Source organism: Halorussus salilacus, from assembly GCF_024138125.1.
In the GTDB taxonomy this organism is placed as follows: domain Archaea; phylum Halobacteriota; class Halobacteria; order Halobacteriales; family Haladaptataceae; genus Halorussus; species Halorussus salilacus.
This window is the reverse complement of record NZ_CP099993.1, coordinates 2,463,753-2,487,019: the sequence shown is the minus strand read 5'-3', so window position 1 is coordinate 2,487,019 and position 23,267 is coordinate 2,463,753. Positions and strand designations below refer to the sequence as shown.

Below are 23,267 nucleotides of genomic sequence, written 5' to 3'. Positions count from 1 at the left end.
GAGAAGTCGGTCGACGCTCCCGCGAGCGCTAGCACCGCGGCTGGACGTTCGGTGCAGTGCCGGACTCGGAGAGGCAAAGAATTGGTGGCGACGGGTTACCCGCCGAACATCTCGCGCATCATCGGGTGCATCTCCATCAGCTGCTCCTCGGCGATCTCCTCGTAGATCTTGTACGTGATGGAGACCGTCAGGAGCAGGCCCGTCCCGGTGACGTCGCCGATGGTGCCCAGCATGTTCGCCGCCACGGCCAGCAGGCCGACGAGCGCGCCGCCGATGACGGTGACTTGCGGGATGTAGCGTTCCATCACCTTCTCGATGACGCCCGTGTTCTGGCGGAAGCCCGGAATCTGCATCCCGGAGTTCTGAATCTGCTTGGCGGTCGCCTCCGGGCCCATGTCGGTGGTCTCGACCCAGAAGATGGCGAATATCGCGCCGCCGATGACCATGAACGTCAGGTCGATGCCGACCCGGAGCAGTATCTCCCACGGCTCGTTGCCGGTCCCGCCGAGCCACCACATCCACTGCTCGCGCGTCTGAATCGGCGCGAAGTAGTAGAACAGCCCGCCCGAGACCTGTCCCTGCGAGGAGTACTGGCCGAGCCACGCAGGCATGTCGTTGCCGAGCTGGCTGTTGAGGATGTTGCCGAGGAACTGGATGTTGGCCTGGAGCGCCCGGACGAGGATCATCGGCAGGACGCTCGCGTAGATGAGCTTGACGGGGAACCGACCGCGCGCGCCCTTGACCCTAGCGTGGCTGAGCGGTATCTCGACCCGCACGCTCTCGGCGTACACGACGATGGCGAAGATGAGCACCGTCGTGACGATGGCGAGGATGTCGCCCTCACCGATGAGGAGGTACTGGACCCCCTGGGGAGTCAGTAGCGAGGGCATGTTCTCGGCGCTCCCGGTGAGGATGGCGAACCACGTCGGGAGGAGCCCGGTTTCGCCGCCGAGACCGCTCCAAGCGAACAGGCCGCCGACGAGCTTCTGGCTCACGCCCGCGATGATGAACAGCCCGATACCGGAGCCGACGCCCCACTTGCTCACGATCTCGTCCATGAACAGGATGAGGATGCCGCCGACGAAGATCTGGGCGAAGATGAGCCACTTGACCCCCAGCTCCCCGCCCGGGAACGTCCGGGCCAGCGACTCGCTCGCGGGCAGGAAGCTCCCGGCGAACACCATCGGCAGGCCGGTCAGACAGACCATCACGACCACCAGTAGCTTCTGGAGGCCCTGATAGAGCACCTGGTCGCGGGGGTCGTCGGTGTCGAGTCCGAGGAGGTCGGCACCGCCGAGCAACTGGAGGACGATGCTCGCGGTGACTATCGGACCGATACCAAGCTGGAGTACTGTACCCTGCCCGCCCGCGAGTATCGAGCGGAACTGCCCGAACGCGTCGGCACCGGTGTCGGCGCCGTACAGGAAGATGTTCGTGAGGAAGAAGTACAGAACCAGCACGCCCGCGGTCCACCCCAGCTTTCGCTTGAAGGGGACGTGGCCCTCCGGGCGTCTCACGGAGGGCATCCGCGTGAGGACTGGTTCCGCCGTCTCTTTCCAACTCATGTACCAGAATACATCAGATGGGGGCTTGTATGTGCTTCGCTTTGGTCCACGCGTGGGACCGAGTACACCACCGAACCGTGTGGCAGTTTCGGGCTCGAATCGTGTGGCGGCTTCGACCGCGCTCGACCGACCGAGCCGCCGCTCGGGAGTCGGCTACGACCGCGAAAAAACGGACGCCAGAACTCGGCGTTACTCGTCGTCGCCAGCTTCGTCGTCGGCTTCCTCGGCGCGGTCGCTGAGGACGGCGTCGCCGCCCTCCTCCTCGATGAGTTCGACCGCACTCGCCGAGAACGCGTCGGCGGTGACTTCGAGCTGGTTGCGGACCTGCCCGTTGCCCAGCACCTTCACGGCGTCGGCGTCCCAGCCGTCCTCGACCACGTCGCGGGCGTCGACCCGGTAACCGAAGTCGGTCTCCTCGGCGACGCCCTCGGCGGCCAGCACGGCCGCGTCCTCGTCGAGCTCTCGCACGTCGACGGTCAGGACGGTGTCCTTGACCTTCTCCGGGCGCGAGAACCCGTGTTTACCGAGCGGTTCGTAGTTGTGGAACTCGTGTTTGTCACGACCCGCGCGCCCGCGACCGCCGCGGTTACCGGCACCGCGCCGGTTCTTGTGCGTGCCGCCGCCGTGCGTGCGAGAGCCGCGCTGTCGTCGTTTCTTGCTCGTCATTGTTATCGCATCGCCTTGAGGAGCGAGTCTATCTCCTCGGTATCGTGTTTGCCGAGTTCGCCACCCTCCGCGACGGGGTGCTTGAGGCCGTCGTGGCCGCCCCGCGGCGGGTGGAGGCGAAGGACCGGTGCCAGCCCCTGCTCGCGCAGGGTCGTCTCCTCGTCGAGCAACGCCGACGCGAGGTCGGCGACATCGTCGTAGTCGGTGTTGTCGGCGACCCACTCGTCGTCGACGTCGGCCGAGCCCTCGGCGGGTTCCGCGCGCTTGCGCAGGACCGTCTCCAGCACGTCCTGGCTGGGTTCGCCGTACGCGGTGTAGTCGTTGACCTTCGTGATCATCCCGCGGTAGGCCTCGGTCTCGGGCACCAGCGCGCAGTGGTTCACCCGGTGGATGTTGAGCATCTTCAGGGTGTCTTTGGTCTTGCCGCTCATGTCGACCTCGCCGCGGATCTGGACGACCGCCTGCATCAGTCGGCCACCTCCTCTTCGTAGTCGACCTGCCCGCGCGGGCCGCGCGACTCGGCGGCGTTCTCTAGGGCGTTGTAGGTCGCCTTCGCGAGGTTGAGCGTGGTGCGGGTGTTGCCGTGGCTCTTGGTCCAGGCGTTCTCGACCCCGCCCAGTTCGAGGATCTTGCGGACGGTGTCGGTCGCCGCGAGTCCCAGCCCGGTCGGGGCCGGAATCAGTTCGACCTCGACGCTGCCAGCCTTGCCGGTCGTCTGGCGGGCCAGCGAGTGCGGTCGTTCGCTACGGTCCTCCCAGGACCCCGCGCCGCGGTTGACTCGGATGAGGTTCAGCTTGGCGATCTCGATGGCCTTCTGAATCGCGCCGCCGACCTGGTCGTCGCGGCCCTCGGCGTAGCCCACGTAGCCGTCGCGGTTGCCGATGGCGACGACACAGCGGAACTTCACGCGGCGACCGGAGTCGGTCATCCGCTGGACCATATTGATGTCCAGCACCTCGTCTTCGAGCCCCGGCAGGAGCTGGTCGACGAGCTCGGGCTCCTTCAGCGGGAGGCCGGAGTTGAGGGCGTCCTCCATCGTGTCGATGTCGCCCTCGGCGACCTTGCGGCCGAGTCGGGTCTGGGGTTCCCAGCCGTCGTGGTTAGCACACATGTGTTAGTCCTCCTGTAGTTCTGCGAGCACGTCGTCGAAGTGCTCGGGTAGTTCGGTGGCGTCGAAGTCCCCGCTGTACAGCGGCTCGTCGCGCTGTTCGGCGTACTCGGCGATGTGCTCGCCGCGAGTACGCGACCAGTCGGCCAGCACGCTGTCGTTGTGGGGGACGTCGAGGCCAGCGTCGATAGCTCCTTCCTGTACTGCGAACACCTTGCCGCCCGGGGTCGCGGTGTTGAGGCCGATGTCGAGGACGGCCTCGTCGTACCCCTCGTCGAGCGCGCGCTTGCCGAGCAGGTACCCCGTGAGGTACGCGCTCGGGAGGTTCCCCGTCGGGGCCTCCCAGCCGTACTCCTCGAGGTCGCCCGAGAAGGCGCTCACGACGGTTTCGTCGCCGTCGGGACCCATCGTGACCAGCTGCGCCCTGACGTGCCGGTTGCTCTTGCGAGCCACCAGCCGGGGCTTGCCCGATTTCAGCAGGCGCAACCTCTGATGGTAGTCGGTCCGGACCTCGCGGCGACGGCGCATCGGCACCGTGTATCGTGGTCCACTTGCCATGGTTAGTAGTTGTTCTCTATGTAGTTGAGCAGGTACCGGACGCTACGGAACTCCCCGCCTTTTGCCTTGTCATAGAGGTCGCGGTACTGCGACTGGGTGATCTCACCCTCGGCGCGGAGTTCCTTGAGCTTCCGGCGCTGTGCTCGGATCGTTTGCTGCCACTGTTCCTTCTCGCTCTGGCGGCCGCCCGACTTGCCCTTGCGGTTGCCGGGGCCGGTCTGATGGCCGTAGGCGCGCTTGGCGTCGCGCTCTCGGGCGCGGCCGCGAGAGTTGCCCTTCTTGTCTTTCGCCTGAATCGTGCCGTCCTCGACGAGTTCGCGGATGTCCTCGCGGGTGATCGCCTCCACGATGGCACCCTGGGCGTCCGGGTCGAACCAGACGCGGCTCTCGCCGACGTCGAGCACGTCGGCGGCGAGTCGCTTCTGTGCGCTCAGGTCTGTCATTCTTCGACCTCCACTTCGACGTAGGTCGGGTTCAGGACGCGGATGTCCCGCTCTTCGGCCTGTTCCTCGATGCGCTCGCGCTTGCGAGCGCCGACCTTCGAGGCGATTCGGACCGCCTCGCGGTCGCCGTCGACGCCGTCGAGGTCGTCGACGTTGTGGACCCGCACCTCTTCGAAGCCGCTGGGGTGCTTGCCGCGCACCGCCTTCGGCGTGCGGTAGCCCGCCTCGACCTTCGGGCCCTTGCCCTTGACGCCGCGGCGCTGCTTGGAGAGCTGGCCGCGGGGGCGTCGCCACGAAGTGGGCGTGCGCTTCTTCTTGTGGTAGTCCTGTCGGTTGAACTGCGGTTTCCCGACGCGCTTGCGCTGGGTCAGCAGTTCCTCCTCGCGGTCGGTGAGGTCGGGGGTCTTCTCGACCAGCCCGCGGGGTCGAAGCTCGGTCTCGACCTCCTTGTCGGCCTCCTCGGCCTCCTCGGGCTCTTCGTCGTCTTCGATCTCGGCCTCGGTCTCTTCTTCGACTTCGAGACCGCCCACGTCGGCCTTGATGCGGGCCGCGAGCGCGTTCCCGATGCCTTCGACCTCGGCGAGCTCGTCCTGACTGGCGGCCTTGACGTCCTCGACGGAGTCGAAGCCCGCCTCTTCGAGCGAGTCGGCCTTGCTCGGGCCGACGCCGCTGATGTCTTCCAGCTCTTGGGGTTCGTCTGCCATTCGTTAGACACCTCCAGTCTGCGGTTTCTCGGTGATGTAGACGCCGTCCTGGAACACGCGGGTGTCCTTGCCCTGCACGCGGGTCAGCTGCTCGATGTCGGCGGCCGTCTGGCCGACGTCCTCAATGCTGGGCCCGTGCAGGCGCAGGGTCTCGTCGTCGACCTCGACCTGCGTGTCGCCGTGGATGGGCGTCCGCCGCGGGGCCTTCTCCCCGAGGAAGTTCTCGATGACGACCTCGTCGCCCTCACTGCGGACCTGCATCGGGAAGTGGGAGTAGAACACCTCCATGGTGTACTCCCAGCCCTCGGTCACGCCGTGGAACATGTTTCGCACATGGCTCTCGAACGTGCCGATGGTCGCGGTCGTCTTCGCGTCGTCTTCGTCGCTCTCGATGACCACCGTTTCGCCGTCGACTTCGACGGACACGTCGGGGTACCAGAGGCGTCGCGTGACGCTGCCGTTCGACCCCTCGACGGTGAGTTCGAGGTGGTCCTTCTCGGCGCTTACCTCGTCCGGAATCTCCAGTTCTACTCGTGGCATTGTTAGTACACGTACGCGATTATCTGGCCACCGACGCCGCGTTCGCGGGCCTCGTAGTGGCTCATGACGCCGCGGCTGGTCGTGACGACGAGCGCCCCGTAATCGCGGGCGGGGAGGAACCGCTTCTCCCACTTCTCGAACTCGTCTGCTCCGGTCGAGTACCGGGGCTTGACCGCACCGCACTCGTTTATCGCGCCTTTCAGTTCGACCTCGAATCGACCGGCTTTGCCGTCGTCGACGAACTCGAAGCCGTCGATGTACCCGCGGTCGTAGAAGACCTCGAGTACGCTGCCGATCTCGTTCGAGGCGGGCTGTACCGTGTGGTCCAGATGCCCGACGCTCTCGGCGTTGTCGACGCCCGAGAGCGCGTTGGACAGCGGATCGTTTCCTGCCATGATTATCGGTACTTCTTGAATCCCATGCTCCGGGCGATCTCGCGGAAGCACTGGCGACACAGGTAGATGTCGTACTTGCCGACGAGCCCCTGCTTTCGGCCGCATCGCTGGCACTCCTCGATCTGGCCGGTGCGCTTGGCCGCGTGTTCTCCCGTCGCGTCGGATTCGGTTTCGCTTTCGCTCATTCGTCTACCTCCACGTCGAAGTTGGCTTCGAGGTACGCGATGGCGTCCTCGGCGTTCAGCCGGTGGCCCGACGGAATCGAGCGGGTCACCTTGTCTCGCTTGCTGACCCGGTAGCCGGGGCGCACGAGGTTGACCGTCACGTCGAGACCGTAGATGCCGACGTTCGGGTCGTACTCCTGGCTCGGGAACTCGGTGTGTTCCTCGACGCCGAAGCTGAAGTTCCCGGTGTCGTCGAACTGGGTGGCCGAGACGTCGCTCAGCGGCAGGGCCTTCGCGAGGAACTCCTCGGCGTCGTCGTCGCGAAGGGTCACCTTCGCGCCGATGGGGTCGCCCTGACGGATGCCGAACTCGGGCTTGGTCGCCTTCGCCAGCGTCCGGACGCTCTGCTGTCCGGTCACGTCCTCGATGATCTCCTCGGCGTCGGCGAGCTCGCGGCCGCCCTCGCCCACGCCCATGTGGACGACGACCTTCTCGATGGTCGGCTCGCGCATCTCGTGGAAGTCGGCTTCGGCTTCGCTCATTCGCCGTCACCTCCGTCGCCAGTGAAGTTCTCGTCGATGACCACGACGTACTCCTCGACCGTCTCGAAGGTGTCGTCGTCGCCCTCGACGATGACGTTGTTCGAACCGCTTCCGGGCGTGACCTGAATCTCGTCGATCTCGCCGATGTCGCCCGCGTGCGACCCGCGAACTGCGGTCACGAGGCTCCCCTCCTCGTAGGGGAAGTGGGCGACGATCTCGTCGTCGTCGTTGCTGACGACGATGGAGTCGCCAGCGGCGTACTCGCTCGGGTCCTCGACGAGCAGGTTCTTGCCGTCGTGGAGGTTGAGCTGAGTCCGGCCGCCCGAGACCAGCGTCTTGTCCTCGATCTTCGCGAGCTTGCTGTCGGCGGCGTCTGCGTCGATGGGCGTCAGCGCGAGCCGACCGCCCTCGTCGGGGAACACGCGGTAGTACTCCTCGCGCTCGGTGAACGCCAGGATGTCGAACATCCCGATGGGTCGGTCCTCGGAGACGCCCTCGTCGCCGTTGACCAGCACGCTACCGTGTTCGAGCGCGTACCGCGCTTCCTTCTTCGAGCCGACGTAGCCCAGCACGTCCCGCAGCACGATGAGCAGCGGAACGCCGTCCTCGCCGTGGGGCCCTTGGGCCTTCACGGTGAAGGTGTCGGTCTTTCGCTCGACCGGCCAGGATTTCGGTACGGAGAGTCGTTTCTGGTGGTTGCTCATTCTTCGTCACCTCGTAGGCGCGCCTCGCGCCGGTCGTCCTCTAGGTCGAGGTCGGTCACGCGAAGGTTGCTCGCGTCGAGCGGTCGCGGGACCTCCTCGCCGTCGGCCTTCTCGACCGTCACGTCCTCGACGCGAACGACCGCGTCGCGAAGGTCCACGTCGATGACCTCGCCTTCCGTTCCGGCGAAGTCCCCGCGCATCACTTCGACCGTGTCGCCGACGTTGACCCGGACGCTCCGGGCGTCGAACTCCTCGCGGAGGTCGTCGGACAGCGTGGCCGTGACCTGGGCGTGACGCTCGTGGAGCGAGGCGTTCTCGGTCTTGTTTCGCTGTTTGCGTGGTTGTCGAGTCATACTATCATCGTAGCCGTGCTCGCGATGCTTCCGAACCGCTCGGCGACTTCTCGCGCGATGGGACCCTTGATCTCGGTCCCGCGCGGCTCCTCGACGTCGTCGATGATGACGGCCGCGTTGTCCTCGAACTTGACGCGCGTGCCGTCGGGACGACGGATGGGCTTGCGCTGGCGGACGATGACCGCCTCCAGCACCTGTCGGCGCATCTCGGGCGTCCCCTTGGTGACCGAGACGGTCACCTTGTCGCCGATACCCGCCTTCGGGTGTCGGCTCTTGGTGCCCGAGTAGCCCGACACGCTGATGACCTTGATCTCACGCGCGCCGGTGTTGTCGGCGCACGTCAGCAGCGAGCCCTTTTCGAGGCCCTGGGTCACGTCGGCCTTGAGCGCTTCCATCAGTCGTCACCTCCGATGTCGCTCACCGTCTCCGATTCGTCGGGTTCGGCGTTCGGTGTCTCGTCCACTCCGAAGTCCTGCGTCGTCTCGAACTGCTCGACGACGACGTGGCTCTTCGTCTTCGAGAGCGGTCGTGTCTCTGCTATCTTGACCGTGTCACCGACCTCGAGGTCGATGCACTCCGGCGCGTGGGCCGGAATCCGCGATCGGCGCTTCATGTACCGGTCGTACTTCGGCACCGGAACGTCGTACTCGCGTTCGACGATCACGGTCTTTTCCATGTCTGTGGAGGCTACCTGTCCTTCGATGGTCTGTCCTCGCACGGAGAGCGTTCCGTGGAACGGACAGTTATCGTCGGAGCAGGTCCCCTCCGGTTCTGATACGTTCAGTCCTGTTGCCATCTGGATTCACCTGCCTTCTCGGTGCGCAGTTCGGGTCGTGAGAGCAGCCGCGCTCCATCCACCGTAACGTAGGCCACGCCCTCGCAGTCCCGGGGGTACTCCCCGGAGTCCGGCGAGCGTCGCTCGCCGGACGCGCCAGACTGACCGGAGCGGACTCCGGCAGTTTCCGACGCCCGTTCGGACGCGGTCCCCGCCTCCTCGCGGAGGACGGCGGCTTCATCTGTGAGCGCGAACTCAAACGTCGAGCCCTGCTTTTGCACCTGTCGCACCCGGTCGGCCGACGCGACGCTCAGCGTCCCCTGCGTCTCGGCGACGACCCGGCCCTCGATTCCGACGAGGTCGGGGTTCGCCGCGTCCACGACGCGGACTGCGAGTCCGTTGAGTTCGTGTCGCGTCAGCGTCTCGGGTGTGAGTGGCATGATTATTCGTCGTCTACGTCGCCTTCCTCGCGCTTCACCGTCTTGATGCGCGCGATGGTCCGGCGAAGCTCCTTGAACCGCCCGGGGTCCTCGGGAGCGCCACCCGCGGCCTTCACGGCCTTCGCGTTGAGTAGTTCGGTTTCGAGCTCGTCGAGCTCGGCCTCGCGCTCGGCGGGGGTCATGTCACGAATCTCTTCGACGTGCAGGATGGCCATTATTCGTCACCCTCCTCGTCGTCCATCTCGTCCATGAGCTCCTCGGCTTCCTGTTCGACTTCCTCTTCGAGCTCGTCGAGCTCCTCCTCGACCGATTCGTCGGTCTCTTCGGATTCGGCTTCGTCTTCGGACTCCTCGGACTCGACTTCCTCTTCGAGAACTTCCTCGACGACCTCCTCGTCGACGGCTTCCTCGCCGGGTTCGGCGTCGTCCTCGGTCTCGTCGGCCTCGTCCTCGCGGAGCTCGTCGAGTTCCTCGTCGGTCGGCTCTTCGAGGAGCTGCTCGACCGACTCGTTCGCCTCGACCGCGTCCGGGACGACTTCCTCGGGGTTCGCGCCCTCGTCGATCTCGAAGTCGTCGGGCAGGTCGGCTCCCGGCGGGATGATCTTCACGTCCACGCCGATGGTGCCGAGCTTCATCACCGCGACGCCCTGACCGTGGTCGACGATGTCCTCGGCGGGTTCGCCGTTGTGCTTGATGTAGCCGCGGTTGAACTTCTCGACGCGCGAGCGCGCGCCGGTGACCTTCCCCGAGAGGACGATCTCCGCGCCGAGCGCGCCCGCGTCCATGATGCGGTCGATGGTGGTGTGTCCGGCCTTCCGGAAGTACCACCCGCGCTCCAGAGCGTTCGCGAGTCGGTCGGCGACGATGCGGGCGTTGAGGTCCGGTTCGTCGACCTCCTGAACGTCGATCTGGGGGTCTTCGAGGTCGAAGCGCTCTTCGAGCTGGGTCGTGATCTTCCGGATGTTCTTGCCGCCCTTGCCGATGACCATGCCGGGCTTCTCGGCCTTGAGCACGATCTGGGTGCCCATCGGGGTCTTGGCGACGTCCATGCCGCCGTAGCCCGCGCGACCGAGTTCGTCGGCGAAGAACTCGTCGATCTGGGACCGTTGCATCCCGTCTTCGATGAACTGGTGTTCGTCTGCCATTAGTCTTCGACCTCCTCCAGGATGAGTTCGACGTCGACCTCCATCGTGTTCCAGGCGGTCGCGCGTCCCATCGCGCGGGGCTTGCGACCCTGCACCTCGCCGACCTTGTGGGCGGCGACGTGCATGATCTCCATCTCCTCGCCGTCGAATCCCTGCTCGTCGGCGTTGTTGACCACGTTCTCGATGAGGTCGAGGAACGCCTGACTGGCCTTCTCGGGGTAGCGACCGGCGTCCCAGCCCTCGATGTCGCTACGGTGGCCCACGCCGCTGTTGTGGGACTTGAACGGGACTGACCGCTCGCCGTCGATGACCTGCTGGAGGTACGCCTGGGCGTCCTCGGCGGTCATGCCCTTGATCTCGCGGGCGATGGCTTTGCTGTGCTTGTGGCTCATGTGCCGCTCCCGGAGCATCCCCTTGGCGGTGGTGTCCGGGTCGGCCTCGACGCTGTAGCTGATTCCCATGGTTTACTTGAGTGGCACGAACTTCGAGGAGCGGGTCGCGCCGATACCGGCCTGTCCGTGTTCGACCGACGTTCGGGTCAGCTGGAACTCGCCGAGGTAGTGGCCGAGCATCTCGGGCTCGACGTGCACGCGCTCGAAGCTCTGGCCCGTGTACACCTCGAACGTCTTGCCGACGAACTCCGGTAGCACCGGCATGTTGCGCAGGTGGGTCCGGATGGGGTCGTTGGCAGATCCCTCCTCGGTGGCTTCACGGGCGTCCTCCAGCAGTTTCTCCTGCTGGGTCGACAGTCCCCGCTCGATGGTTCGCCGCTGGCGTGCGGGAAGCAGTTCCGCGACTTCGTCGACGCTCATGTCCTGCAACTCGTCGAGCGTGTGACCGCGGTAGGTGAACTCACCTTCGCGGCCGGTTCGGTACTCGCCTTCGCTCATGTTCAGTTACCTCCCCGTCCCGTGCGCCGGGACGAGATGTCCCCGACCTTCCGTCCCGGCGGGGCGTCCCGCGAGACGGACTTCGGACGACCGGGGTGCTGGCGGCCACCGCCGCCGAACGGGTGGTCGACGGCGTTCATCGCGACGCCGCGCACGTTCGGCCACTTGGTGCCGCGCGCCTTCATCTTGTGGTACTTGTTCCCGGCCTTGACCATCGGCTTCTCGGTCCGGCCGCCACCGGCGACCACGCCGATGGTGGCTCGGCAGTCGGGCGAGAGGCGCTTGACCTCGCCGCTCGGGAGTTCGACGACCGCGGCGTCGCGGTCGTGGGTGATGAGGTTCGCGCTCACGCCGGAGGCCCGTGCGAACTTGCCGCCGTCGCCGGGCTGGCGCTCGACGTTGCACACCGGAACTCCTTCCGGAATCTCGCCGAGCGGCAGGGTGTTGCCCTCCTTGATCTCGGCGCTGACGCCGACCTGCAACTGCTCGCCGACGCCGACGCCCTCGGGCACGAGGATGAGCCGCTGGTCGCCGTCGTCGAACTCGACGGCGGCGACCGGCGCGCTCCGGGCGGGGTCGTGTTCGATGTCCACGACCGTCCCGGCGACCACGTCGGTCTCCTCGGGTTTCTTGTGCGTGAGATCCGCCTTGTATCGGTGCGACGGGGCGCGGAACGTCGGTCCGCCCCGACCGCGTCGCTGTCCTTGGATTCGTCGTCCCATGTGTCAGAACACCCCGATTCTGGAGGCGACTTCCTGGGCGTCGTCGTCCTCCGAGAGGGTCACCGTGGCCTTCTTGTCGCCGTTCATGGTGACCTGCGTGTTGATCTTCTCGACCGTGACCTCGTACTGGGTCTCGACCTCGTCGCGAATCTCGGGCTTGTCGGCGTCGATGTCGACGATGAACTGGAGCTTGTTCTTGAAGTCCATCTCGTTCATCGCCTTCTCGGTGACCCACAGGTACTCGATGACTCCGCTCATCGGTCGGCCACCTCCGCGAGTGCGCTCTCGGTCCAGACGGTGAGTCGGCCGGGGTGCGCGCCGGGCGCGAGGTCCTCGGCGTTGACTTCCCCGGCGGTCGCCACGTCTGCGCCCGCGAGGTTGCGGGCGGCCTTCGACGGTTCCTCGCTCGTCACGAAGAGGACCGACTTGGGCGTCTTGTACTTGCGACCGCGGGTGGTCCCCTGACCGGCCCGGATCGTCTTGTTCTCCTCGGCGCGCTCGATGTCGGCGTCTGCGCCGACCGATTCGAGGAAGGAGACGACCTCCTTGGTCTTCACGAGGTCCTCGAACTCGTCGCTCACCACGAGCGGCAGGTCGAGGTCCTCGTCGAAGCGGTGGCCGCGCTCGGCCACGAGGTCGGCGTCCGCGGTCGCCGCGACGGCGCTACGGACGGCCTTCTTGCGCTCCTTCGTGTTGATGTCGAGCGAGCGGTCCTTCTCTTCTTTCGGCGGGTGGGCCCGGCGGCCCCCGACGGTCTGGGGCACGCGCGCGCCCTGACCGTTCGTCCGGGGGACGTGGGCCATGCCGCGACCGCTACCGGGCGACTCCGCCGAGGTCCGCATCCCGGCGTAGTCGTCGGCGCCGTAGTCCTGCTTGCGGTTTGCCTGCGCGGCGAGCACGGCCCGCTTGATGAGGTCCGGCCGGACGGTCGTCTCGAACACGTCCGGCAGGTCCACGCTGCCGTCTTCCTCGCCGTCGAGGTTTCGGATAGTTGCCTGCATGAGTTATCCCTGGTTAGATTCGGTGCTCACGTACCGCACCTCGGGGTCGAGGCGCGGTTGGTCGTTCGGTCGGACGGCCGGACGGAAGCGCAGGAGGCGCTTGTCCGGGCCGGGGAGCGACCCCTTGACCAGCGCGTACGAGCCGTCGACCTCGCCGTAGTTGACGAAGCCGCCGTCGACGTTCACGTCGTCGCCCTCACCGATGTCGATGAGGCGCTTGTTGAGTTCGGTGCGCTGGTGGTAGCCGGTCTGGCCCTGCTGGGGGACCGTCGAGCGCACGCGGGAGGGGTTCCACGGACCGAGGTTGCCGATCCGGCGTCGCCATCCCTGCCGGGCGTGCTTGCCCTTGCGCTTCTGGACGCCCCAGCGCTTGACGGGACCCTGCGTCCCCTTGCCCTTGGTCACGCCGCTCACGTCGGTGTACTCGCCCGCGCGGAACACGTCGTTCATGGCGTGTTCCCCGCCGTCGGCGAGCAGGTCCAGTGCGAACTCGACGCGCTCGTCGAGCGCGCCCCCGCCCACGCGAGTCTCCATCACGTCGGGCTTCTTCTTGGGGACGCTGGCGATATCGCTCGGGACCGTGTGGGTGACGACGCGGAGGTCGGCGACGTCGCCGCTCTCGACGGCGTCGCGCAGTTCCTCCTCGGCGGCGTCGGCGTCGTGGTTCTCGGGCACGTCGAGCGTTCGACTCAGCTCGTCGTGGAACTCCTCGCCCCACACTTCCGTCAGCGGCTTCTTGCCGTACGGCGTGTCTTCGTAGGCCCGCAGAGCGACCGCCCGCATCGGCGGCGTCTCCACGATGGTGACGGGAACGGTCTCCTCCATCCCTTCGCGGGGGGAGTCGGACTCGTCGTTGACCATCACCACGTGGGTCATGCCCGCCTTGTAACCCGCGAAGCCCTGGAGCGCCGGACTGCCGTCTCCGTCGGGCCACGAGTTGAAGCGCGGGACCTCGCTGGTCGCGCGCTTGCGGGGGCCGAACCCTAGCGAACCTTTTCGTGGTCTGCTTGTTTCTGGCATCGTATCACTTCTCTTTGAGGTTCAGGCAGGCGAGCGCGGCGAACATCGCTTCTTCGGTTCGCACGACGTCGCTGCCTTGATTCGGAATCGCGTTGACCCAGAGGTCGAACCGGCCGGGTGCGCCGGATTCGACGTTGGACTCCGCGTCCGCCTCGCCTCCCACCGCGTCGGTCGGCCACGCGTGGCCGACCGACGCGGGCGAGAGGTCGAGGATGTCCGGCAGGCCCCGACCGGGCGAGCCGAAGGCGACGGTCATGCCGTCTTCGGCCGTGCGGCCGACCAGTTCGGTCAGCCGCCCGGTCGTCAGCTCGACCCCGTGGCGGGACGTCGCGATTCGGACGCCCGCGTCGTCGCGGTCGAGGGCCGCCGGGAGGTCCGTGCGCGTCACTTCGAACCCCGGAAGGGGCTCGTCCACGAGCTTCGCACGGACCGGACTTCGCGAAGAGATCCTGACGGTAACGCGCTCTCCCTCGTCGACCGCCATTTTCGGCGGCACGACGAGCGAGATCGGGTGTTGCAGTCCGCAATTGACCCGAACGCGCCCTTCAGGTCCGACCTCGGTCACGATTCCCTGTCTTAACGACCCCGAACCCTCGGATTCGGAGCCGGTCAGCGACGGGCCGCGGAGCGGCGGCAGGACGCCCGCGTACTCCAGTTCGTCCCGCTTGCCGAATACCTCCTTTCGGAGGTAGGGCGGCGTCGCGGCGTATTCCAGCACGGTGCTTACGAACCCGCCGCCCCACTTTGCTTCCCCCTCGGGGTCGGGAAAGACCACGAGGCGGTCGGTCCGGAACACGGTCGCCGCGCGGGCGACGTAGCCGAGCTTGCGAGTTGCCTCGCGTTTGTCCTCGGCTTCCCGGACGAGGGACGACGGCACGAGTACGCTGACGGTCATACCGATACGCTTCGGCGGCCCGTCACTAGACTGTAGCGAATCGTACCTGCTTGGACGGTAAAAGGGTGCCGCTTCTCGTCGCCGGGTGAGAGGGCGTCACAAAGTATCTTCCGGGCGAAATCGGCGCTTGAACCGTGCCACCGTCCCTCGATTTCACTCCGATTCGGAAGCCTTATTTAGTGGCCGGGCATTATCCTGAAATGCAATCGCAACGCGCCGGTAGTGTAGTGGTATCACGTGACCTTGCCATGGTCGCAACCTGGGTTCAAATCCCAGCCGGCGCACTTCTCTTGGACGCAAAACGCCGAGCGGTGCGTTTCACCGCACCGTGAACGCTTGCTTCCGGTGAATTCCGTTGCTGGTGATTTGAACCCTGCCAGTCGCACGCTCGCGGAACCGAGCGGAGCGAGGTGAGCAAGAACGTCTGGCTCCGGTTCAAAACCTAACCGGCGCACCTCTCACCGTCGCAAGCTGGCGAGCGACTTGGAAGTCGCTCGCCACCGCGTCAGCGCGAACGTCCTTCGCTGGGATTTCCTACTACTTTGCTGAGGTTTACTGTTATGATACTTTGCTGAGGTTTACTATTATTTCTGATTCGCGCGCTCGGGCACGCGAAGAAACATAGTAAAAAGTTCGATGAAAGGGGGTCGAGGACGTGAAGCCCACACCCGAGCACATCGAGCAGTGGACACCGAGTAGACGGAACGTATCGCCTCGTTCCGACTGGAACGATGCGGCTCGGTCACGTCCTGCCGTGCTGTGTGCGAGCACAGAAGGACCGAACCCGGACCCATCTGGTCACTGGCCGGACGATAGCGCCGATGCCCCCCGGCCCCGACCGCGTCTACACCGCCTCCCACGGCAGTGGGCAGTCGCAGTCTCCGGACGGACCCGGATATCAGCTGTTCAGGTATAAAATTTTACCGTAGAAATATATAAGGTAATATGATTGGTTTAGTGAGGTGCAATGGACGCACCAGCCATCTCACACCCCGACCGCTGGACCGGCGAGTACAACGACGTGACGAGAAAGCTCATCGCGTTGACCGAGGCCGACCCGGAGCTACGCGACCTGCTGGAGCAGTCGATTCAGAAGGCGAACAAGCAGAACCCGGATCAGTCGACGAACCCGGTAGACGACCTGACCGATTACTTCCGGTTCGTCGACCGAATGTCTCAGTTGATCCCACGAGACGTGTTGGAGAATCCCCGCGACCTCGTGCGCGACGAAATCCTCCAGAGCATCTGTTACTTCTACTTCCTCGTCGATCAGGAACTTCCCGCGCTCAAGGGCCGTGGGCTCTACAAGAACACGCTCCAGTACTACGGGCCGTTCGCCGACTGGATGCGGGACTTCGCGGACGCCTGGGGCCAGTTCCTCGACACCGAGAAGTCGTGGAACCGCAAGACATACCGGGAGTTCTACGCCGACGAGCGGTTCGGTCTCCAAGAGGGCTGGTACGAACACGCCTCGAACTGGAACACGTTCAACGACTTTTTCGCCCGCTACCTCCGGACGCCTGCGGTCAGGCCGATAGAGTCGGGCGATTCGGTCGTCTGTTCGCCCGCGGACTCGGTCCCGCAGGGCGTGTGGCACATCGACGACCGGTCGAGGATCGCCGTCGAAGGGAGCGGCGGTAGTGGGAGAACGGACGGCGGGGTCCGGGTCAAGAACAAGACCCACTACAGCGTCGAGGACCTGCTCGGGTCGGACAGCGGGTACGCAGACGCCTTCGCTGGCGGGACGTTCACGCACACGTTCCTCAACGTGAACGACTACCACCGGTATCACTTCCCTATCGGCGGGAAGGTCGTCGAGAAGGACCAGATTGAGGAGAACGTCGCACTCGAAGTCGCTTGGAACGACGACGAGAAGCGCTACGACCCCAACGACTCGACCGGCTGGCAATTCACGCAGACGCGGGGCTACGTGATCGTCGACACCGGCGAGTTCGGCGTGGTCGGACTCGTCCCCATGGGAATGGCCCAGGTGTCGTCGGTCGAGTTCGAGGACAACGTTCAGGTCGGCCACACCTTCGAGAAGGGCGACCTGCTCGGGAACTTCCTGTTCGGTGGCTCCGACTTCGTGATGCTCTTCGAAGAGGAAGCCGGATTCGAGATCGAAGCACCCGAGCAGTCACCGACCGGTGGTGAAGGCGGTCGTCCGACGTACGAACACGTCAAGATGGGCGAGTTGTACGGCGTCCTGAACGGGTGAGCGTTCCGGACTGTCCCACGCTCTCGGGGAGTCCGGGACGGCTCGGCAGTAGGGACGCCGCGTCGAACCCACCGAAAATCACAGTCCGTCTATAATAGAATTAATTAAGTAATATTCCAGTAAAGTGAGAATATCTCGACACACATGGCTACGACGCTGTCCCCACAAACGGATGCCGACGACGAACTCGAACGCCTCCGAGCCGAGCGAGACTACTGGCGATCACTGTTCGAAAGCATCGTCGAGAACACCCCGGAACCGGTACTGGCAGTCGACGCCGACGAGGTGATCACCCACTGGAACGAGAGCACTGCCGAGTTGACTGGCCTACCGGCAGACGAGGCGATTGGCACCGACGCGGAGGTCTTCGCCAGTGTCGACGATGGCGAGGAGTTGGTGGCGGCACCCGCGGTCCGAAAGGACGAACCGGTCGTCGACTCGGGCCGGACGGGCGAGAAACCGGATGGTACTCTTTGGCACACTCACGATATCGGGGTCCCCCTGCACGGACCGGACGGCGAACTCGTCGGCGCTATCGAGTTCGCACCCGAGATCACAGAGATCGGAGACGAGTTCGAACAGCTCCTAGGCGACCTGGAGAACCGGCTCCAGGACCCAGTCGAGGAACTCGCCGCGTCGGCCGACAGCGTCGCCGAGAGTACCCAGCGGGTGACCGAGACGGTCGAGCAACAGACCGACAGCGTCACCGACGCCGCCGAGGAGGTCTCGTCGTTGAGCGCCAGCGTCGAGGAGGTCGCGACCACCGCGAACGAGGTAGCGACTCGAAGTGGGCGAGCGGAGTCACTCGCCGAAGAGGGCCAAGACGCCGCACACGAAGCACGAGAGGTGATGGCGACGGTCAAGGCGTCTTCGAAGGAGGCCACGGAGGAGGTCGACCAGCTCCAAGAGCGCGTCGAGGAGATCGACGGCATCGCCGAGATGATCGACGCCATCGCCGACCAGACGCACATGCTCGCACTCAACGCCTCGATAGAGGCGGCCCGCGCCGGAGAGGCTGGCGACGGGTTCGCGGTCGTCGCCGAGGAGGTCAAGCGCCTGGCCGAGGAGTCCCAGAACTACGCCGGAGAGATCGAGTCGATGATCGAGAAGATTCAACGGGAGACGGTCGAGACGGTCGAGAGCCTCGAAGAGACGACCTCGCGGATCGACCAAGGCGAGCAAGCCGTCGAGGTCACGATGGATACCCTCGAAAACATCGTCGAGGCGGTCCGGGAGACCGCACAGGGCATTCGGGAGGTCTCGGACGCGACCGACGACCAGGCGGCCTCCGCAGAGGAGATCGCCACGCTGGCCGACGAGCTCGTCGCCGACCTGAACCGGATGGCAGACGAACTCGACGTGGCCGCGAAAGCGAGCCAGGAGCAGACCGACCAGATACGCGAGATCGCGCGGACGACCGACGAACTGGTCGACGAGGACTCGCTCCTCGGGAAGTTCGTCTAAGGTGGCTGGAACCGGTCGTGACGTAGAACAGGTACGCCAAAGGTGGTCGGCGTCGTCGACTCGACCATGACGGTCATCGCGTTCCTGAGCGTCGCACCCGTGACCGAGGACAGCATGGCGAGCGAGGTCGCGAAGGCGGTCGCCGCCCTCGACGACTTCGACGTCTCCTACGAGACCACGCCGATGGGGACGACCATCGAGGCCGACTCGGCCGACGAACTGTTCGCGGCCGCCCACGCCGCCCACGAGGCCGTCGACGGCGACCGCGTCAGCACGTTCCTCAAGATAGACGACAAGCGCACGCGCGAGCAACGCGCGCGAGAGAAAGTCGAGAGCGTCGAGCGGGAGTTAGGCCGGGAGGCGAAGCGCGACCGGGACTGATAAACTGTTTACCGGGTGACGCCCAACCCACCCGCATGGACAGCCTGAACCGCAACGCACTCGAACTCGCCGACGAGGCGCTCGACTTCGCCGAGGAACTCGACATCGGCGCGGTCGAACTCGACAACGGCGCGACCGTGCTGGACTTCGGCCACGAGTTCGACGGGGGCATGGAAGCCGGACTCCTGCTGGCGGAACTCCAGACCGCGGGACTCGCCACGGTCCAGAGCCGGATGGACGAGGTCGCTGGCGCGCCAGTGCCCTCGGTCGAACTCTCGACCGACCACCCCGCGCTGGCCCTGCTCTGCTCGCAGAAGGCGGGCTGGGAGGTCGGCACCGACGATTTCGAGGGGCTGGGTAGCGGTCCCGCCCGCGCGCTCGTGGCCGAGGAGGACGAGTTCGCCCGCGTGGGCTACCGCGACGAGTTCGACTTCGCGGTACTCGCGGTCGAGAGCGACGACTACCCCACCGAGTCGGTCGCCGACCACGTCGCCGACCTGACCGGCGTCGAACCGTCGAGCGTCTTCCTCCCGACCGCGCCCACCGCGAGCCTCGCGGGGAGCGTCAGCGTCGCCGCCCGGGCCGCCGAGATGGCGGTCTTCCGGCTCTCGGAGCTCGGCTACGACCCCCTCGACGTGGTGAGCGTCTCGGGGTCCGCGCCGGTCGCGCCCGTCGCGGGCGACGAGGAGACCGCCATCGCCCGGACCAACGACGCGCTGGCCTACGGCGGCCGGGTCCACCTCACGGTCCGCGAGGAGTTCGACCGCTTCGACGAGGTCGTCTCGACCGCCAACGACGAGTACGGCACCCGCTTCGCCGACATCTTCGAGTCGGTCGACTGGGACTTCTACGAGGTAGACGAGAGCGTGTTCGCGCCCGCGCAGGTGACGATCAACGTGATCGGCGGCGACACGCACGTCGTCGGCGCGCGAGACGAGGACCTGCTGGCCGAGAGCTTCGGGCTATAGCGATGCGGTTCAAGCTCGTCCCCGAACCCCCCGAGTCGCTCGACTTCGTGGCGACCGCCCAGAAGGCGGTCCCGCTCGTTCCGGGTAGCGAGGACGACTGCTGTGCCCGGATGCTCGACCGGACCGACCTCACGAGCAGGGACGAGGCCCGGACGTGGCTCACCTTCCTCCGGGCGCTCGGCCTCGCCGAGGAGACCGACTCGGGGTTCGCCCGCGTTCGCGCCGACCCCGAACCGGCGTCCCTCCGCGAGCGATTCCGCGAAGGGGTCTTCGGGGTGCCCGCGCTCCTCGAAATTCTGGACGAGAGCGACGGCCCGGTATCGGTCGACGAGGCGTTCGGGGCGTTCCGCGACGAGGTGCCGACGTGGGAACACCACAAGAACCCCAACTCCTGGGAGACCATCTGGCGCGAGCGCGTCGAATACCTGCTCGACTGGGCAACGCTGTTGGGACTTGCCGAGAAGACGGAAGACGGCTATCGGGCGGCGTAGCGCGCCTGTCCGAGCGTCTCGGTTTCGCGAATTGCCACCGACCACGGGATGCGCCGCGGTCGCGCCTTCGGCGAAGGCGCGACCGCACGCGGGGAGGCACGGGGCGCGGTTGCGGTGCGGTCGCGGTGCTGTGCGGTGCGGTCGCGGTGCGGCCTCATCGGTACCGGGAGTAGCTAGCGTCTCGGACTCGGTCCACCATTTCGAGCCTTCTCCGGCCCTCAGTTTCGGTGTCTCTCGCCCGAGAGACGACCTTTATCACGAGACACCACCAACCCCCGGCACGAACGACATGGCTTCGAACGCCGACCCGGACAGAAACGAACCCGGACCCATCGACACAGTCCTCTTCGACCTCGACGGGACGCTCGTGGAGTACGAGCGCACCCCCGGCGAGGTCCTCGAAATCGCCTTCGAGCGCGCCGGAGTCGAGCCCCTCTTCGAGGTCGAGGCGTACTTCGAGCGGTTCGACGACCACCTCGGTCCCGGCGTCTCCATCGCGGAGGGCCGGGCCAACTGCTTCGCCGAACTCGCCGCCGACCGCGGCCGCGACCCCGAACTGGGCCGGGCGGTCGCCGACGCCTTCGCCGACGCGCGCGACCAGTCGCGGGTCCGGCCCCTCCCCGGCGCGCGCGAGGCCCTCGACGCGCTCGCCGACGAGTGCGCGCTCGGGGTCGTGACCAACGGCCCGCCGGGGATGCAGACCACCAAACTGGAGGCCGCCGGACTCGCCGACGCCTTCGAGGCGGTGGTGTTCGCGGGCCACGACACCGCTTCCAAGCCCGACCCCGAGCCCTTCGAGGCGGCGCTGTCGGAACTGAATTCGTCGCCCGACCGGGCGGTCCACGTCGGGAACTCGCTGTCGTCGGACGTGGCGGGTGCCCACGCCGCGGGCCTGCGGTCGGCGTGGGTGCCCGCCGACGAGGGGGTCAAGCCGGACCCCGAACCTCACTACGCGTTCGGGTCGCTGTCGGCGTTGCGAGACGCGACGTGGTGAGTCCCTACCCCTCGCCCCACAGACTCGCCGCGACCATCACCAGACCCATCGCCGCCAGCACCGCCGCGAACGCGCCCCCGGTTGTCGCGTACTCGTAACCTCCCCACACCGCCACGCCAGCGAAGAACGCGATTCGCCACCACCGGGCCCGCATCGCGTCCAGCGCGACCGCCGCGACCAGCATGCCGGTCAGGTAGACGCCCAACAGCGCGGAGACGACGCCGGTCCCCTCCTGAACCGCGACGTACGTGCCCGCCAGACTCAGGGTGAACAGGACGGCGACGAGGACGCCGGTGGCGAGTTCGACGACGCGGGTTCGGTTCATGGGGTCACTCCTCGACCGGGGTACAAAAACTCACGCGTCCGGGAGGGGTCCCGGCCCCGTCGCGCGAGGAGTAGGGTCGCGCGACCGAAGCGGTCGCGCGACCTTACGGGTTCACGTCGGTCACGGTGCCGACGCCCTTGCTCTGTCCCTCGCGGAACACGAACCGCTGGCCCTCCTCGACGAGGTACGGCCGGAACTTGAACCGGACCGTCGCGGTGCCCGAGTCGCCGGGCAGGAGCTGGCCGCCCTCGGGGTGGAACGACGCCGCCTCGCTCACGGTTTCGAGGTGGACCACGGGCTCGTAGCCGTCGCCGATGTTGGTCGGGTGGTTCAGCACCACGACCTCGGCCTCGAACTCCCGGACGGGTTCGGGGTCGGTATCGGCTGGCAGGAGGACCATCCCTCGCTCGATGTCCTCCTCGCGGACCCCCTTCAGCGCGATGCCGACGATGCGGCCCGCCTTGGCCTCGTCGACCCGGTGGTAGTGCATCTCGATGGACCGCACTTCGACCTCGCGGAACGCGCCGTCGGCCATCGGGCCGACGAGGAGTTCGTCGCCCGCCTCGACCCGCCCGGACATGATGGTGCCCGACGCGACCGCCCCGACGCCCGTCACCGAGTAGGTGCGGTCGATGTACATCCGGAACTCCCCCGAGTCGGCGGTGGTCTTGGGGAGGCGCTCGAACAGTTCGTCCAGCGTGTCGAGCCCCTCCATCGTGACCGCGCTGGTCGTGAGGACGGGCACGACGGTCTCGTCGATCTCCTCGACGGCGGCGTCGGTGCCGTGGCGCTCGATTCGCAGGGGGGTCTTGCCAGCGTCCCGGAGCAGGCGCTCGACCTCGCGCTCGACCTCGACGAGTCGCTCGTCGGTCACCGCGTCGGCCTTGGTGATTGCGACCATCGTCGGCAGTTCGGTCGCGAGCAGGACCCCGAGGTGCTCGCGGGTGGTCTTGGTCGGGCCGTCGTCGGCCGCCACGGTCAGCAGGCCGTAGTCGAGCTTCTGGCCGACCAGTCCCCGGATGGTGGTCCGGAGCCACGGCTCGTGGCCCACGGTGTCGACGAACGAGACGAGGCGGTCGGACTCCTCGACCACGCGAGCGCGGTCGGACTTGCGGTGAGGGTTGTCCATTCGGACCGGCCCCTCGCCGTCGAAGCCGTAGACGCCGTACGAGAGGTCGGCCGAGAGGCCGCGCTCGACCTCGTGGGGTTGAACGTCCAGATACCCCCGCGTCCCGCCCTCGCCGTCGTCGGCCTGTCCCGTGACCAGCGACCCGACCAGCGTCGACTTGCCGTGGTCGACGTGGCCCGCGGTCCCGACCACGATGTGTTCGCTGTCGGTGTCGAGCATCGCGCCCTCTCGAATCGTCGCCACGCCGACGAGGCCGTCGGCGTCGCCGTCGGTCGAGACGCTTCCGTCGTCGGCGATGCCCCACGTCTGTACGCCCTCGATGTGCGCGCCCGCCTCCTCGGCGAGCAGGCTCAGCACGTCCATCGATTCGGAGAAGGCGTCGTGGCTGATTCCCGCGATGCCGCCGTCGTCGGTGACGCCGACCACGTAGGTCGCTTCGCCGTCGCCCGACAGCACCCGGTGTCTGAGCTGTGCGGCCAGACTCTCCATGCGGCCCTCCGCGAGGTGGAGGTCCTTCGTGAGTCGTTCTTTGAACTCGACGTTGCCGCCCTCTCGCTCTCCGCGGTCGAGAGCGCGTTGCAACGTGGCCCGGTTAGGGCACATACCGCGCGATTAGGGCGGACGCGGCAAAAGCCTTGCCCGGAATCGTGTGAAACCGGCCCACGGAA

33 protein-coding genes and 1 tRNA gene are annotated in these 23,267 nt (G+C 66.5%); 7 read left to right on the top strand and 27 right to left on the bottom strand.

Annotated elements, in window-relative coordinates; all coding sequences use genetic code 11:
* Positions 1 to 95: 95 nt before the first annotated feature.
* The 25 genes from secY to NGM10_RS12700 form a co-directional block, all read right to left on the bottom strand.
* Positions 96 to 1,565 (bottom strand): preprotein translocase subunit SecY, encoded by a 1,470-nt coding sequence (gene secY, locus NGM10_RS12820; protein WP_253479382.1) that lies wholly within the window; start codon positions 1,563 to 1,565, stop codon positions 96 to 98.
* 189 nt (positions 1,566 to 1,754) lie between these two features.
* A complete protein-coding gene (locus NGM10_RS12815; RefSeq protein ID WP_253479381.1) occupies positions 1,755 to 2,231 on the bottom strand; it encodes an uL15m family ribosomal protein in 477 nt (158 codons plus the stop codon).
* A 2-nt stretch (positions 2,232 to 2,233) separates the two neighbouring features.
* On the bottom strand, positions 2,234 to 2,698 hold the full coding sequence (rpmD, locus tag NGM10_RS12810) for a 50S ribosomal protein L30 (protein WP_253479380.1): 465 nt from the start codon (positions 2,696 to 2,698) through the stop codon (positions 2,234 to 2,236).
* A complete protein-coding gene (locus NGM10_RS12805) occupies positions 2,698 to 3,342 on the bottom strand; it encodes a 30S ribosomal protein S5 (RefSeq protein ID WP_253479379.1) in 645 nt (214 codons plus the stop codon). The genes rpmD and NGM10_RS12805 overlap by 1 nt, the downstream gene beginning before the upstream one ends.
* A 3-nt stretch (positions 3,343 to 3,345) precedes the next feature.
* Positions 3,346 to 3,897, bottom strand: coding sequence for a 50S ribosomal protein L18 (locus tag NGM10_RS12800; RefSeq protein ID WP_253479378.1), 552 nt, complete (start codon positions 3,895 to 3,897; stop codon positions 3,346 to 3,348).
* 2 nt (positions 3,898 to 3,899) lie between these two features.
* Positions 3,900 to 4,340, bottom strand: a complete 441-nt coding sequence (locus NGM10_RS12795) for a 50S ribosomal protein L19e (RefSeq protein WP_253479376.1) — start codon at positions 4,338 to 4,340, stop codon at positions 3,900 to 3,902.
* Positions 4,337 to 5,044: a 50S ribosomal protein L32e gene (locus NGM10_RS12790; RefSeq protein WP_253479374.1), complete on the bottom strand. Its 708-nt coding sequence runs from the start codon at positions 5,042 to 5,044 to the stop codon at positions 4,337 to 4,339. The genes NGM10_RS12795 and NGM10_RS12790 overlap by 4 nt, the downstream gene beginning before the upstream one ends.
* Before the next feature lie 3 nt (positions 5,045 to 5,047).
* Positions 5,048 to 5,584 carry a 50S ribosomal protein L6 gene (locus tag NGM10_RS12785; protein WP_253479372.1) on the bottom strand — a complete coding sequence of 179 codons (537 nt, stop codon included), beginning with the start codon at positions 5,582 to 5,584 and terminating at the stop codon, positions 5,048 to 5,050.
* A 2-nt stretch (positions 5,585 to 5,586) separates the two neighbouring features.
* Entirely contained in the window at positions 5,587 to 5,979 is a 393-nt protein-coding gene (locus NGM10_RS12780; protein ID WP_253479370.1) for a 30S ribosomal protein S8, read from the bottom strand.
* Between the two features lie 2 nt (positions 5,980 to 5,981).
* The gene (locus NGM10_RS12775) at positions 5,982 to 6,164 is read right to left on the bottom strand and encodes a 30S ribosomal protein S14 (RefSeq protein ID WP_253479368.1); all 183 of its coding nucleotides are present in this window, start codon (positions 6,162 to 6,164) and stop codon (positions 5,982 to 5,984) included.
* Positions 6,161 to 6,685, bottom strand: a complete 525-nt coding sequence (locus NGM10_RS12770; RefSeq protein WP_253479366.1) for a 50S ribosomal protein L5 — start codon at positions 6,683 to 6,685, stop codon at positions 6,161 to 6,163. Before NGM10_RS12770 ends, NGM10_RS12775 begins: the two co-directional genes overlap by 4 nt.
* The gene (locus tag NGM10_RS12765) at positions 6,682 to 7,389 is read right to left on the bottom strand and encodes a 30S ribosomal protein S4e (RefSeq protein WP_253479364.1); all 708 of its coding nucleotides are present in this window, start codon (positions 7,387 to 7,389) and stop codon (positions 6,682 to 6,684) included. The genes NGM10_RS12770 and NGM10_RS12765 overlap by 4 nt, the downstream gene beginning before the upstream one ends.
* Positions 7,386 to 7,742, bottom strand: a complete 357-nt coding sequence (rplX, locus tag NGM10_RS12760) for a 50S ribosomal protein L24 (RefSeq protein ID WP_253479362.1) — start codon at positions 7,740 to 7,742, stop codon at positions 7,386 to 7,388. The genes NGM10_RS12765 and rplX overlap by 4 nt, the downstream gene beginning before the upstream one ends.
* Entirely contained in the window at positions 7,739 to 8,137 is a 399-nt protein-coding gene (locus tag NGM10_RS12755; RefSeq protein WP_253479360.1) for a 50S ribosomal protein L14, read from the bottom strand. The genes rplX and NGM10_RS12755 overlap by 4 nt, the downstream gene beginning before the upstream one ends.
* Positions 8,137 to 8,538 (bottom strand): 30S ribosomal protein S17, encoded by a 402-nt coding sequence (locus NGM10_RS12750; RefSeq protein ID WP_253479358.1) that lies wholly within the window; start codon positions 8,536 to 8,538, stop codon positions 8,137 to 8,139. Before NGM10_RS12750 ends, NGM10_RS12755 begins: the two co-directional genes overlap by 1 nt.
* The gene (locus NGM10_RS12745; protein ID WP_253479356.1) at positions 8,523 to 8,957 is read right to left on the bottom strand and encodes a ribonuclease P protein component 1; all 435 of its coding nucleotides are present in this window, start codon (positions 8,955 to 8,957) and stop codon (positions 8,523 to 8,525) included. The genes NGM10_RS12750 and NGM10_RS12745 overlap by 16 nt, the downstream gene beginning before the upstream one ends.
* Before the next feature lie 2 nt (positions 8,958 to 8,959).
* Positions 8,960 to 9,172 (bottom strand): 50S ribosomal protein L29, encoded by a 213-nt coding sequence (gene rpmC, locus NGM10_RS12740; protein WP_253479354.1) that lies wholly within the window; start codon positions 9,170 to 9,172, stop codon positions 8,960 to 8,962.
* Positions 9,172 to 10,101, bottom strand: coding sequence for a 30S ribosomal protein S3 (locus tag NGM10_RS12735; RefSeq protein ID WP_253479352.1), 930 nt, complete (start codon positions 10,099 to 10,101; stop codon positions 9,172 to 9,174). The genes rpmC and NGM10_RS12735 overlap by 1 nt, the downstream gene beginning before the upstream one ends.
* Entirely contained in the window at positions 10,101 to 10,562 is a 462-nt protein-coding gene (locus NGM10_RS12730; protein WP_253479350.1) for a 50S ribosomal protein L22, read from the bottom strand. The genes NGM10_RS12735 and NGM10_RS12730 overlap by 1 nt, the downstream gene beginning before the upstream one ends.
* A 3-nt stretch (positions 10,563 to 10,565) precedes the next feature.
* On the bottom strand, positions 10,566 to 10,991 hold the full coding sequence (locus NGM10_RS12725) for a 30S ribosomal protein S19 (RefSeq protein WP_253479348.1): 426 nt from the start codon (positions 10,989 to 10,991) through the stop codon (positions 10,566 to 10,568).
* A gap of 2 nt (positions 10,992 to 10,993) precedes the next feature.
* Positions 10,994 to 11,713, bottom strand: coding sequence for a 50S ribosomal protein L2 (locus NGM10_RS12720; RefSeq protein WP_253479346.1), 720 nt, complete (start codon positions 11,711 to 11,713; stop codon positions 10,994 to 10,996).
* Between the two features lie 3 nt (positions 11,714 to 11,716).
* Entirely contained in the window at positions 11,717 to 11,971 is a 255-nt protein-coding gene (locus NGM10_RS12715) for a 50S ribosomal protein L23 (RefSeq protein ID WP_253479344.1), read from the bottom strand.
* Entirely contained in the window at positions 11,968 to 12,714 is a 747-nt protein-coding gene (gene rpl4p, locus NGM10_RS12710; RefSeq protein WP_253479342.1) for a 50S ribosomal protein L4, read from the bottom strand. The genes NGM10_RS12715 and rpl4p overlap by 4 nt, the downstream gene beginning before the upstream one ends.
* 3 nt (positions 12,715 to 12,717) lie before the next feature.
* The gene (locus NGM10_RS12705; RefSeq protein ID WP_253479340.1) at positions 12,718 to 13,734 is read right to left on the bottom strand and encodes a 50S ribosomal protein L3; all 1,017 of its coding nucleotides are present in this window, start codon (positions 13,732 to 13,734) and stop codon (positions 12,718 to 12,720) included.
* 4 nt (positions 13,735 to 13,738) lie between these two features.
* A complete protein-coding gene (locus NGM10_RS12700) occupies positions 13,739 to 14,629 on the bottom strand; it encodes a putative RNA uridine N3 methyltransferase (protein ID WP_253479338.1) in 891 nt (296 codons plus the stop codon).
* A 213-nt stretch (positions 14,630 to 14,842) separates the two neighbouring features.
* On the opposite strand from NGM10_RS12700, the gene NGM10_RS12695 reads away from it, so the two are divergent.
* From NGM10_RS12695 to NGM10_RS12665, 7 genes are all read left to right on the top strand, one after another.
* Positions 14,843 to 14,913: transfer RNA gene (locus tag NGM10_RS12695), tRNA-Gly, on the top strand.
* Positions 14,914 to 15,596: 683 nt separating this feature from the next.
* The gene (locus tag NGM10_RS12690) at positions 15,597 to 16,847 is read left to right on the top strand and encodes a phosphatidylserine decarboxylase (RefSeq protein WP_253479336.1); all 1,251 of its coding nucleotides are present in this window, start codon (positions 15,597 to 15,599) and stop codon (positions 16,845 to 16,847) included.
* Positions 16,848 to 16,991: 144 nt separating this feature from the next.
* A complete protein-coding gene (locus NGM10_RS12685) occupies positions 16,992 to 18,311 on the top strand; it encodes a methyl-accepting chemotaxis protein (RefSeq protein WP_253479334.1) in 1,320 nt (439 codons plus the stop codon).
* A gap of 66 nt (positions 18,312 to 18,377) precedes the next feature.
* Positions 18,378 to 18,692 carry an MTH1187 family thiamine-binding protein gene (locus NGM10_RS12680; protein WP_253479332.1) on the top strand — a complete coding sequence of 105 codons (315 nt, stop codon included), beginning with the start codon at positions 18,378 to 18,380 and terminating at the stop codon, positions 18,690 to 18,692.
* A 35-nt stretch (positions 18,693 to 18,727) separates the two neighbouring features.
* Positions 18,728 to 19,660 (top strand): methenyltetrahydromethanopterin cyclohydrolase, encoded by a 933-nt coding sequence (mch, locus tag NGM10_RS12675; RefSeq protein ID WP_253479330.1) that lies wholly within the window; start codon positions 18,728 to 18,730, stop codon positions 19,658 to 19,660.
* 2 nt (positions 19,661 to 19,662) lie between these two features.
* A complete protein-coding gene (locus tag NGM10_RS12670; protein WP_253479328.1) occupies positions 19,663 to 20,151 on the top strand; it encodes a double winged helix-containing putative transcriptional regulator in 489 nt (162 codons plus the stop codon).
* Positions 20,152 to 20,440: 289 nt separating this feature from the next.
* Complete coding sequence (locus NGM10_RS12665; protein WP_253479326.1) at positions 20,441 to 21,145, top strand: HAD family hydrolase; 705 nt, start codon at positions 20,441 to 20,443, stop codon at positions 21,143 to 21,145.
* 4 nt (positions 21,146 to 21,149) lie between these two features.
* On the opposite strand, the gene NGM10_RS12660 is transcribed toward NGM10_RS12665, so the two are convergent.
* Positions 21,150 to 21,470 carry a hypothetical protein gene (locus NGM10_RS12660; RefSeq protein ID WP_253479324.1) on the bottom strand — a complete coding sequence of 107 codons (321 nt, stop codon included), beginning with the start codon at positions 21,468 to 21,470 and terminating at the stop codon, positions 21,150 to 21,152.
* Positions 21,471 to 21,573: 103 nt separating this feature from the next.
* The gene (locus tag NGM10_RS12655) at positions 21,574 to 23,202 is read right to left on the bottom strand and encodes a GTPBP1 family GTP-binding protein (RefSeq protein ID WP_253479322.1); all 1,629 of its coding nucleotides are present in this window, start codon (positions 23,200 to 23,202) and stop codon (positions 21,574 to 21,576) included.
* Positions 23,203 to 23,267: the final 65 nt, after the last annotated feature.

What these genes read in the sequence shown, in the direction of transcription:
- secY (WP_253479382.1), bottom strand. Translation starts at nt 1,565, where the DNA reads ATGAGTTGGAAAGAGACGGCGGAACCAGTCCTCACGCGGATGCCCTCC.
- NGM10_RS12815 (WP_253479381.1), bottom strand. Translation starts at nt 2,231, where the DNA reads ATGACGAGCAAGAAACGACGACAGCGCGGCTCTCGCACGCACGGCGGC.
- rpmD (WP_253479380.1), bottom strand. Translation starts at nt 2,698, where the DNA reads ATGCAGGCGGTCGTCCAGATCCGCGGCGAGGTCGACATGAGCGGCAAG.
- NGM10_RS12805 (WP_253479379.1), bottom strand. Translation starts at nt 3,342, where the DNA reads ATGTGTGCTAACCACGACGGCTGGGAACCCCAGACCCGACTCGGCCGC.
- NGM10_RS12800 (WP_253479378.1), bottom strand. Translation starts at nt 3,897, where the DNA reads ATGGCAAGTGGACCACGATACACGGTGCCGATGCGCCGTCGCCGCGAG.
- NGM10_RS12795 (WP_253479376.1), bottom strand. Translation starts at nt 4,340, where the DNA reads ATGACAGACCTGAGCGCACAGAAGCGACTCGCCGCCGACGTGCTCGAC.
- NGM10_RS12790 (WP_253479374.1), bottom strand. Translation starts at nt 5,044, where the DNA reads ATGGCAGACGAACCCCAAGAGCTGGAAGACATCAGCGGCGTCGGCCCG.
- NGM10_RS12785 (WP_253479372.1), bottom strand. Translation starts at nt 5,584, where the DNA reads ATGCCACGAGTAGAACTGGAGATTCCGGACGAGGTAAGCGCCGAGAAG.
- NGM10_RS12780 (WP_253479370.1), bottom strand. Translation starts at nt 5,979, where the DNA reads ATGGCAGGAAACGATCCGCTGTCCAACGCGCTCTCGGGCGTCGACAAC.
- NGM10_RS12775 (WP_253479368.1), bottom strand. Translation starts at nt 6,164, where the DNA reads ATGAGCGAAAGCGAAACCGAATCCGACGCGACGGGAGAACACGCGGCC.
- NGM10_RS12770 (WP_253479366.1), bottom strand. Translation starts at nt 6,685, where the DNA reads ATGAGCGAAGCCGAAGCCGACTTCCACGAGATGCGCGAGCCGACCATC.
- NGM10_RS12765 (WP_253479364.1), bottom strand. Translation starts at nt 7,389, where the DNA reads ATGAGCAACCACCAGAAACGACTCTCCGTACCGAAATCCTGGCCGGTC.
- rplX (WP_253479362.1), bottom strand. Translation starts at nt 7,742, where the DNA reads ATGACTCGACAACCACGCAAACAGCGAAACAAGACCGAGAACGCCTCG.
- NGM10_RS12755 (WP_253479360.1), bottom strand. Translation starts at nt 8,137, where the DNA reads ATGGAAGCGCTCAAGGCCGACGTGACCCAGGGCCTCGAAAAGGGCTCG.
- NGM10_RS12750 (WP_253479358.1), bottom strand. Translation starts at nt 8,538, where the DNA reads ATGGCAACAGGACTGAACGTATCAGAACCGGAGGGGACCTGCTCCGAC.
- NGM10_RS12745 (WP_253479356.1), bottom strand. Translation starts at nt 8,957, where the DNA reads ATGCCACTCACACCCGAGACGCTGACGCGACACGAACTCAACGGACTC.
- rpmC (WP_253479354.1), bottom strand. Translation starts at nt 9,172, where the DNA reads ATGGCCATCCTGCACGTCGAAGAGATTCGTGACATGACCCCCGCCGAG.
- NGM10_RS12735 (WP_253479352.1), bottom strand. Translation starts at nt 10,101, where the DNA reads ATGGCAGACGAACACCAGTTCATCGAAGACGGGATGCAACGGTCCCAG.
- NGM10_RS12730 (WP_253479350.1), bottom strand. Translation starts at nt 10,562, where the DNA reads ATGGGAATCAGCTACAGCGTCGAGGCCGACCCGGACACCACCGCCAAG.
- NGM10_RS12725 (WP_253479348.1), bottom strand. Translation starts at nt 10,991, where the DNA reads ATGAGCGAAGGCGAGTACCGAACCGGCCGCGAAGGTGAGTTCACCTAC.
- NGM10_RS12720 (WP_253479346.1), bottom strand. Translation starts at nt 11,713, where the DNA reads ATGGGACGACGAATCCAAGGACAGCGACGCGGTCGGGGCGGACCGACG.
- NGM10_RS12715 (WP_253479344.1), bottom strand. Translation starts at nt 11,971, where the DNA reads ATGAGCGGAGTCATCGAGTACCTGTGGGTCACCGAGAAGGCGATGAAC.
- rpl4p (WP_253479342.1), bottom strand. Translation starts at nt 12,714, where the DNA reads ATGCAGGCAACTATCCGAAACCTCGACGGCGAGGAAGACGGCAGCGTG.
- NGM10_RS12705 (WP_253479340.1), bottom strand. Translation starts at nt 13,734, where the DNA reads ATGCCAGAAACAAGCAGACCACGAAAAGGTTCGCTAGGGTTCGGCCCC.
- NGM10_RS12700 (WP_253479338.1), bottom strand. Translation starts at nt 14,629, where the DNA reads ATGACCGTCAGCGTACTCGTGCCGTCGTCCCTCGTCCGGGAAGCCGAG.
- NGM10_RS12690 (WP_253479336.1), top strand. Translation starts at nt 15,597, where the DNA reads ATGGACGCACCAGCCATCTCACACCCCGACCGCTGGACCGGCGAGTAC.
- NGM10_RS12685 (WP_253479334.1), top strand. Translation starts at nt 16,992, where the DNA reads ATGGCTACGACGCTGTCCCCACAAACGGATGCCGACGACGAACTCGAA.
- NGM10_RS12680 (WP_253479332.1), top strand. Translation starts at nt 18,378, where the DNA reads ATGACGGTCATCGCGTTCCTGAGCGTCGCACCCGTGACCGAGGACAGC.
- mch (WP_253479330.1), top strand. Translation starts at nt 18,728, where the DNA reads ATGGACAGCCTGAACCGCAACGCACTCGAACTCGCCGACGAGGCGCTC.
- NGM10_RS12670 (WP_253479328.1), top strand. Translation starts at nt 19,663, where the DNA reads ATGCGGTTCAAGCTCGTCCCCGAACCCCCCGAGTCGCTCGACTTCGTG.
- NGM10_RS12665 (WP_253479326.1), top strand. Translation starts at nt 20,441, where the DNA reads ATGGCTTCGAACGCCGACCCGGACAGAAACGAACCCGGACCCATCGAC.
- NGM10_RS12660 (WP_253479324.1), bottom strand. Translation starts at nt 21,470, where the DNA reads ATGAACCGAACCCGCGTCGTCGAACTCGCCACCGGCGTCCTCGTCGCC.
- NGM10_RS12655 (WP_253479322.1), bottom strand. Translation starts at nt 23,202, where the DNA reads ATGTGCCCTAACCGGGCCACGTTGCAACGCGCTCTCGACCGCGGAGAG.